Source organism: Nitrosococcus watsonii C-113 (assembly GCF_000143085.1).
Lineage (GTDB): Bacteria > Pseudomonadota > Gammaproteobacteria > Nitrosococcales > Nitrosococcaceae > Nitrosococcus > Nitrosococcus watsonii.
Genome location: NC_014315.1, coordinates 792,923 through 800,000 on the forward strand (window position 1 = coordinate 792,923; position 7,078 = coordinate 800,000).

General features: G+C 47.8%; 6 protein-coding genes (1 of these 6 only partly in view). 4 read left to right on the forward strand and 2 right to left on the reverse strand.

Annotated features, from left to right (window positions below; all coding sequences use genetic code 11):
* The first annotated feature begins 42 nt into the window (after positions 1 to 42).
* The 4 genes from glgC to gcvPA all read left to right on the forward strand — a co-directional run bounded on the left by glgC (position 43) and on the right by gcvPA (position 4,861).
* Complete coding sequence (glgC, locus tag NWAT_RS03765; protein WP_013219831.1) at positions 43 to 1,314, forward strand: glucose-1-phosphate adenylyltransferase; 1,272 nt, start codon at positions 43 to 45, stop codon at positions 1,312 to 1,314.
* A 259-nt stretch (positions 1,315 to 1,573) separates the two neighbouring features.
* Complete coding sequence (malQ, locus tag NWAT_RS03770; RefSeq protein ID WP_013219832.1) at positions 1,574 to 3,055, forward strand: 4-alpha-glucanotransferase; 1,482 nt, start codon at positions 1,574 to 1,576, stop codon at positions 3,053 to 3,055.
* Positions 3,056 to 3,086: 31 nt separating this feature from the next.
* The gene (gene gcvH / locus NWAT_RS03775) at positions 3,087 to 3,479 is read left to right on the forward strand and encodes a glycine cleavage system protein GcvH (protein WP_013219833.1); all 393 of its coding nucleotides are present in this window, start codon (positions 3,087 to 3,089) and stop codon (positions 3,477 to 3,479) included.
* Positions 3,480 to 3,502: 23 nt separating this feature from the next.
* Positions 3,503 to 4,861: an aminomethyl-transferring glycine dehydrogenase subunit GcvPA gene (gene gcvPA, locus NWAT_RS03780; RefSeq protein ID WP_013219834.1), complete on the forward strand. Its 1,359-nt coding sequence runs from the start codon at positions 3,503 to 3,505 to the stop codon at positions 4,859 to 4,861.
* On the opposite strand, the gene NWAT_RS03785 is transcribed toward gcvPA, so the two are convergent.
* Positions 4,825 to 5,955, reverse strand: a complete 1,131-nt coding sequence (locus NWAT_RS03785; RefSeq protein WP_013219835.1) for an anhydro-N-acetylmuramic acid kinase — start codon at positions 5,953 to 5,955, stop codon at positions 4,825 to 4,827. The genes gcvPA and NWAT_RS03785 overlap by 37 nt on opposite strands.
* Positions 5,956 to 5,967: 12 nt before the next feature.
* Positions 5,968 to 7,078, reverse strand: partial view of an OapA family protein gene (locus NWAT_RS03790; protein WP_013219836.1) — the 3' portion only. It continues 329 nt past the right edge of the window; the window shows 1,111 of its 1,440 coding nt (coding positions 330-1,440); its start codon lies beyond the right edge, outside the window; it ends in the stop codon at positions 5,968 to 5,970.

The window sequence follows — 7,078 nt, forward strand, 5'->3', positions numbered from 1 at the left end:
AAGGTTTAAGGGATAAGGATGCCCCGCTAAGGTTTTTAACTAATGACAAAAAATTATAGCGCACGTTTTGTTAGTCGGCTTACACGTGATACTTTGGCGCTAATTCTCGCTGGAGGGCGAGGTTCTCGGTTAAAGCATTTGACGGCATGGCGAGCTAAGCCCGCGGTACCTATCGGAGGAAAATTCCGCATTATCGATTTTCCTCTTTCTAACTGCGTTAACTCCGGCGTCCGCCGTATTGGCGTATTAACACAATATAAAGCCCATTCGCTGGTTCGCCATATTCAGCAAGGTTGGGGATTTATGCGGGGTTACCTAGGCGAGTTTGTGGAATTAATGCCGGCCTCGCAACGAATTGAAGATTCCTGGTATGCAGGCACTGCTGATGCAGTATACCAAAATCTCGATATTGTTCGCTCCCATAACCCGGAATATGTACTCATTCTAGCAGGCGATCATGTCTACAAGATGGATTATGGAGATATGCTAGCTTACCATGTGGAGCGCGAAGCCGATATGACCGTTGGTTGTATCCATGTCCCACTTAAGGAGGCTAAGGCTTTTGGCGTTATGAGTGTAGACGAGGATTTTCGAGTAACGGAGTTTATGGAGAAGCCAGAGCACCCCCAGCCCTCACCAGGGCGATCTGACGAAACCTTGGCCTCTATGGGTATTTACGTTTTTAATGCCGCTTTTCTTTATGAGCAGCTGATTAAAAATGCAGATACTTCTAGTTCCTCTCATGACTTTGGTAAGGATATTATTCCATCCATTCTGCGTAGCCACTATCGAGTAATTGCTTTTCCTTTCAGCGATGTCCAGGGAGGGGATCCTGGCTATTGGCGCGACGTGGGGACAGTGGATGCCTTTTGGAACGCTAATCTTGAGTTGATTGGAGTCAGTCCGGAATTGAACCTCTATGATGAGGATTGGCCGATATGGACCTACCAGGCTCAGCTGCCTCCCGCAAAATTTATTTTTGATAACGAAGATCGGCGAGGAATGGCTGTAGATTCTATGGTTTCGGGGGGGTGCATTATCGCTGGCGCGCGGATAGGTCATTCATTATTATTCTCCAATGTATGCGTCCAATCTCATACGGAGGTAGTTAGCAGTGTAATATTGCCGGATGTGAAGATAGGTAAGCATTGCCATATTAGGAAGGTGATCTTGGATAAGGGATGTAACGTACCTGATGGTACGGTGATTGGTGAAGATCTGGAAGAAGATAAAAGACGTTTCTATGTTACGGAGGAAGGGGTGGTCTTAGTAACCCCGGAGATGCTGGGTCAAAAATACCGCTATATCCGTTGACGGTGGATAAAAGACTGTTTATCCTGCATCACTAATTTTGATGCCAGAATCTAGGAAAGGCATTTTATCGCTAGTGTTTCTCTACTCATAAATCCTCAAATTAATAGCCCATAGTGGATAGCTTTGCCCGCTTCGATGGGCGTTTGTAGTTTGCCGGCATAAATGGGAACTAAGCTAGCGCGAATTTAATGATTAATAATCTTTTTGCTTCTCCATGGGTAGGGGTTTTCTTACCTTCCGCTACCCATGAAAATCATAGATGCGGGCAATTCTTGTTGAGGGGATGAGGGGGGTGAAAGCTAGGCCATTTCAACGGCGGCATGGGGGGGTTTTACTTCATGTCACGTCTTTGCCAGGCAGCAATCTAGGTATAGACGCTTACCGTTTTGTGGATTTTCTAGTGGAAGCCGGGATTACTGTTTGGCAGATTCTTCCACTAGGGCCAACCCACGAGGATCTATCTCCCTATCAATGTCTCTCGGTTCATGCCGGTAATCCAAAATTGATCTCTTTGCGATGCTTGGTTGAGGAGCCTTGGTTTGGTATCTGTGATATCGATTTGAACGATTGTGGGGCTGCGCTATGGCAAGGTTATCGCCGCTTCACTCTCTATGCTAGCCAGGCGATGCAGGCTGAATTTGCTGCTTTTTGTCGTGAGCAAGCTTTTTGGCTAGAGGATTACGTTTTATTTCAAGCCTTGCGGGAGACTCAGGATAATGCTCCTTGGTTTGAATGGCCTCAAAAGCTGCACGGACATGCGTTCAAGGAGCTTGGAGTGGTGGGGAAGGAGCTAGAGACTCTGATGGATCGTAACCGCTTCGAGCAATTCATTTTCTTTCGACAATGGTCAAGGCTTAAAAATTACGCTAACGGGCATGGGGTATTTATCTTTGGTGATATGCCTATTTTTGTTGCTCACGATAGTGCTGATGTTTGGGCTCAACCAGAATATTTCACCGTGGATAAGGGGGGTCAGTTAACGGTAATGGCGGGAGTGCCCCCCGATTATTTTTCAGCAACTGGCCAGTGCTGGGGTAACCCTTTATACCAATGGGATCGTCTTGAGGATGACGGCTTTGGTTGGTGGTTAGAACGGGTGCGCACCCAGTTAAGGTTGTGCGATATTATTCGTATTGACCATTTTCGTGGCCTTGAGTCCTACTGGGAAATCCCGGCTAGTAGCAAAACAGCGGTTAAGGGGCGTTGGGTAAAAGCGCCTGGCGAAGCCCTGTTTCGCGCCCTAGAGGATTCTTATGGATCTTTGCCATTGGTAGCTGAAGATTTAGGGATTATTACCCCAGCGGTAGATGCATTACGGGATCAGTTTCATTTACCTGGAATGAAAGTTTTACAATTTGCTTTTGAGGGCGGATCGGATAATCCTTACCTTCCTGAGAACTATTTGGAAAATTGCGTAGTGTATACAGGCACTCATGATAACGATACTACCTTGGGCTGGTTCAACAAGCTCTCTGAAGATAAGCGCCACTATATTTATGAATACCTAGGATTTCCATCTGAGCCTATGCCGTGGGCGCTAATTGAATGTGCTTTCCAGTCAATAGCTAAGCATGCGGTAGTGCCAATGCAAGATCTTTTGGAGTTGGGCAGCGAGGGGCGCATGAATTTACCTGGAATGATCGACAATAATAATTGGCGCTGGCATTTTAATTGGCCACAGGTAAAACCCGATCTAGCAGCACGCATACGATATTTGGTTAGGCATTATGACCGGCTATAAGTAAGATAATAATTGAAATTAGGAGAGAGTTATGAGCGAGATTCCCGCAGAGTTAAAATATACCAAGTCTCATGAGTGGATTCGGCAAGAAGGGCAGGGTGACTTGACGGTAGGTATTACAGATCAGGCCCAAGAGATGCTAGGTGATATAGTTTACGTTGAACTACCGGAAGTCGGTACTACTGTCCGTGCTGGCGTGGAGTGCATGGTCATTGAATCGGTGAAAGCGGCATCTGATGTCTATGCCCCAGTGGAAGGAGAAGTTATTGAAGTGAATACTTCGCTTACGGATCAGCCGGAACTCATTAATCAGAAATCCTACGATGAGGGGTGGTTATTTCGGTTGCGTCCAAGTAATACCGCGGATTTGGATCGGTTACTCGATGCCAAAGGCTATGCTGATATGATTGCTGCCGAGGGTTAATGCCGTATTAGGAGATCTATGTTATGCCATTTATTCCCCATACTGATGAAGATATCCGCGCTATGCTGGCAACCGCAGGAGCGCCTGATATTGAGACCCTCTTCGATGAAATTCCCGCCGATTTGAGAACCACCAACTTTGATGCTGTCCCTCCTGGTTTGAATGAGATGGAAGTAAGCCGGCTATTGCAAGGACGAGCGGCGCAGAACCGTCCAGCGATTTGTTTTGCTGGCGGGGGTGCTTATCAGCATCATATTCCAGCAGCGGTTTGGGAAATTACCTCACGGGGCGAATATTATAGTGCTTATACGCCCTATCAAGCGGAAGCGAGCCAAGGCACACTCCAGGTTATTTATGAATATCAAAGCATGATGACGGCGCTGACGGGTATGGAGGTAAGCAATGCTTCTATCTATGATGGCGCTTCTGCCTTGGGCGAGGCCGTGCTCATGGCGGTCCGCCTGAGCCGCCGGGGTAAATCGACCTGTGTGCTTCTGCCTGCAACGGTTCATCCTGTCTACCGCCAGGTGGTGGCTACCTTAGTGGAGGATCAAGGGATTTCCTTGCAAGAAATCCCTTATGATTTCGGTAGTGGCGTTATAGAATCGGAAGCTTTGGAATCCATCCCAAAGGATTTTGCCGCTTTAGTCATCCCGCAACCCAACTATTTTGGCTGTTTGGAAGAAGTAGATACCCTAACCAATTGGGCTCATGAGCAAGGAGCACTCGTCATTGGCGTTGTTAATCCTACTTCGCTGGCTTTATTGAAACCACCCGGTGAATGGGGTGAAGTGGGTGCTGATATCGTCTGCGGCGAGGGCCAGCCTTTAGGAATACCTCTTGCTAGCGGTGGACCCTATTTTGGATTCATGGCTTGTAAGCAGGCCCATGTTCGTCAGTTACCGGGGCGGATTGTTGGCCGAACCGTAGACTTAGCGAGTAAGTCAGGATATACCCTCACGTTGCAGGCCCGAGAGCAGCATATTCGCCGTTCTAAAGCTACCTCGAATATTTGTACCAACCAAGGTTTGATGGTGACGGCGGCTACTTTATATATGGCATTGCTAGGTCCCCAAGGGTTAGCCCAAGTTGCCGCTGCTTGTCACGCTAATACTATAGCTCTAGTCAAGCGGTTAACGGCGCTTCCCGGAGTGGAGCAGGTGTTTGAAAAGCCTTTTTTCCATGATGCAGTGTTACGCTTCCCCATTTCCGCCTCTCAAGTGTTGTCTGACGTAGGGCAAGGAGGAGTTTTAGCCGGAATAAAGCTAGAACAAGCCTATCCGGAATTAAGCGATACCCTCTTAGTATGTGCTACTGAACTCCGGACTGAAGAAGATATTGAGTTTTATGCTCGGGAGCTAGCTGCTATATTGCCGGGATAAATAGCGCCAAGAATAACGGGATGTCTAGCCCCGGTTACTTCAGGTAAGTTCCCGGGGCGGTCTTCCAAGGTTTGCTTTGCTAGCCAGGCAAAGACGCAGGCTTCTACCCACTGGGGATGAATCCCATAAGTTTCGGTTGTGGCGACCCGACAGGACACTAACTGCTTCTGTAATCCCTCCATTAAAGCCTTGTTGTTAGCGCCTCCACCGCAAACCAAAAGTTCTTCCGTTTGGGGGCTAAATTTTTGAATCGCAAGTTCTATGCTAGTGATAGTAAGAGCACATAAAGTTGCTTGGACATCTGGGGAAGAAAGTTTCATTCCTGTTCTGATAAGCGCACGATCCAGCCAGACTAGATTGAAGTATTCCCGGCCCGTACTTTTGGGGGGAGAAAGGGAAAAATAGGGATCGGCCAGTAGGTAGCGTAATAGCGTTTTGTTGACTCGCCCCGAGGCTGCCCAGCAACCCTCTCGGTCCATGGATTGATTTAAATGGCGGTTTATCCAACCATCCATCAAGGCATTGCCTGGGCCTGTGTCAAATCCCCATATCGGTGTTCTTCGGGCAGTAGGCAAAAAGCTAATATTTGCCATACCACCGATATTTAGCACTGCCCGATGATGATGGGAGGATCTTAAAAAAGCAGCATGAAAAGCGGGGGCTAGAGGAGCTCCTTGTCCTCCCGCTGCAAGATCGCGGCGGCGGAAATCGGCTATTGTGGTGATACCCGTTATTTCTGCGATAGTGTTAGGATCGGCCAACTGTAAGGTAAAAGGATCTGGACCACGGGCCCAGTGGTAGATGGTTTGCCCATGGCTCCCTATGGCTTGGACGTCAGTAGCGGAGCATTTTGCCTTGGCTAATAGTTCAAGAGCAGTTTCTGCGAAAAGGCGCCCAAGGCGAATGTCTAAAGTCCCTAATTCTTCTAGGGAGGTTGTACTGCGCTCAATGACAGCAAATAGTTGCTGCCGCAGTGCTAGCGGTATAGGAATGCTATGGGTGGTTAGAATCCGAAATGGTTCTAATTCTACTAAGGCGGTGTCGATGGCATCCATGCTAGTGCCGGACAGCAAACCAATGTAACGTTGAGCCATGCTGCCTTTAACCTAGTTTGGTTGATGTTTGACTGACTGGTTTAGGACGATAGCGGTATCGGCGGCATCCAATTGCGCATCTAATTTGGCCGCATGTTTTTGGAAATCTTGTTTGAGTTGATGGGGGATAGGCGCGGCTTGGGGTAATTTTACCGTAAGTGGGTTGCGGTGGACGCCGTTGACCAAAAATTCATAGTGTAAATGAGGACCCGTGGCAAGACCCGTTTGGCCTACATAGCCGATAGTTGCGCCTTGCTTGACTTTGTTTCCCGCCTTTAACCCGCGTTTGAAACGAGATAGATGTCCGTAGAGAGTGCTGTACTTAGCGCCATGCTGCAGTACGATGGCTTTGCCGTACCCTCCTTTACGGCCTACGAATAGAACTTTGCCGTTACCAGCGGCTTTAACTGGAGTTCCAATGGGGGCTGCGTAGTCAACTCCTTTATGGGCACGGATTCGGTTGAGAACGGGATGCTTACGCCGGAGATTGAAATGGGAGCTAATACGCGCGTAATTAACGGGTGTACGTAAGAATGCCTTACGCATACTTAGCCCTGCGGGAGTATAGTAGCCAGTGTGGCCGCTGGCATCAGTGTAACGAATGGCCTGGAAGGTTTTGCCATGATTGGTGAATTCGGCGGCGAGAATAGGCCCATTTTGCAATTTTTTATTTTGAAAATAATGTTCTTCGAAGAGTACTTTGAAATTATCTCCAGGTCTTAGATCTAGTGCAAAATCGATATCCCAACCAAAAATTTGAGTTAGCTCTATGACTTGCTTATTGGTAAGCCCGGCTTGAAGGCCATCTTCAGAAAGAGAGCTTTTAATGGATCCCGCGATGGTTTCAATGCGAGTTTCGATATTTCGGCTAATCTGTTTAGCTTTGAATTTATCCTCTTCAGCCAGGACTTCGAGGTACTTAATAGGGCTAAAATTAAGGCGTAAGGCTGTTAATCGTCGGCTACCGTTATCTTTTTTAAGCTTTATTTGTAGCAATTGTCCTGGGCGCAGACGAGCCAGGGAACGTACGGGATTTCCTAGAGACATTACCTCATGGACTTGGCGGGCGCTTAAGCCTAATCGTGCAAAAATACGGGAGAGATTATCCCCTTCCTTGATGGTA

Excerpts from the sequence above, each read along its gene's own strand:
- glgC (WP_013219831.1), top strand. The coding sequence starts at position 43 with ATGACAAAAAATTATAGCGCACGTTTTGTTAGTCGGCTTACACGTGAT.
- malQ (WP_013219832.1), top strand. The coding sequence starts at position 1,574 with ATGCGGGCAATTCTTGTTGAGGGGATGAGGGGGGTGAAAGCTAGGCCA.
- gcvH (WP_013219833.1), top strand. The coding sequence starts at position 3,087 with ATGAGCGAGATTCCCGCAGAGTTAAAATATACCAAGTCTCATGAGTGG.
- gcvPA (WP_013219834.1), top strand. The coding sequence starts at position 3,503 with ATGCCATTTATTCCCCATACTGATGAAGATATCCGCGCTATGCTGGCA.
- NWAT_RS03785 (WP_013219835.1), bottom strand. The coding sequence starts at position 5,955 with ATGGCTCAACGTTACATTGGTTTGCTGTCCGGCACTAGCATGGATGCC.